Here is a 1,085-nt window from a genome sequence, read left to right on the forward strand (position 1 = left end):
ACCGACCGGCAGATCGGCTCGCTGCAGGCGACGGTGACGCAGCCGCTGTATAACGGCGGCCGCACGGTGGCCAGCACGCGGCGCGCCGAGAACCAGGTGCTGGCGCAGCGCGCCCGGCTGATCGGCACCGAGCAGCAGGTGCTGTCGGATGTGGTGGCCGCCTATGTGGCGGTGATCCGCGACCAGGAGACGCTGCGGCTGAACGTCAACAACGTGCAGGTGCTGCAGCGGCAGCTGGACGCCACCAACGAGCGCTTCCGGGTGGGCGAGATCACCCGCACCGACGTGGCGCAGGCGGAAAGCCGGCTGGCCGGGGCACGCGCCTCGCGGGCCAATTCGGAAGGTACGCTGCAAACCAGCCGGGCCACCTTTGCCCGCCTGGTGGGGGTGGCGCCGGAGCGGCTGGTGGCGCCGCAGCCGCTCAGCTCGCCGGTGGGCAGCGCCCGCGAGGCGGCGCAGATGGCCTCGGTGAACGCGCCCGGCGTGGTGGCGGCCTTGTTTGACGAGGCGGCGGCGCGCAACGCGGTGGATGTGCAGTTCTCCTCACTGCTGCCGCAGGTCTCGCTGCAGGCGCAGAGCTACCGCTCCGACAACTCGCAGCAGCCGCATACCCGCGCCACCGGCGAGCAGGTGACGGCGACGCTGTCGGTGCCGCTGTACCAGGGCGGTGCCGAATACGCGCTGGTGCGGCAGGCGCGGCAGCAGGCGCAGCAGGCGCGGCAGGTGGTGGACGACCAGCGGCGGGTGGCGATGCAGCAGGCGACGCAGGCCTGGGAAGGGCTGGCGGCGGCGCGGGCGCAGGTGGTCAGCGTGCGGGCGCAGATCCGCGCCGCCGAGATCGCGCTCGATGGCGTGCAGCGCGAGGCGGTGGTGGGCAGCCGCACCACGCTGGATGTGCTGAATGCCGAGCAGGAACTGCTGAACAGCCGCGTCTCGCTGGTGCAGGCCTTGGCCACGGTGGTGACCAACAGCTACAACCTGGCCGGCGCCATCGGCCGCCTCACCGCCCGCGACCTGGCGCTGCCCGTGCCCCTCTACAACATGGAAGCCTACTACCGCACCGTCCGCTCCAAGTGGTTCGGGAC

General features: G+C 72.3%; 1 protein-coding gene. It reads left to right on the plus strand.

Annotated features, from left to right (window positions below):
* Positions 1-1,085 (plus strand): TolC family outer membrane protein (locus EBE87_RS28380; protein ID WP_120641300.1); only part of this gene is annotated, 1,085 nt, incomplete at both ends.

Source organism: Teichococcus wenyumeiae, from assembly GCF_003696345.1.
Classification (GTDB): Bacteria; Pseudomonadota; Alphaproteobacteria; order Acetobacterales; family Acetobacteraceae; genus Pseudoroseomonas; species Pseudoroseomonas wenyumeiae.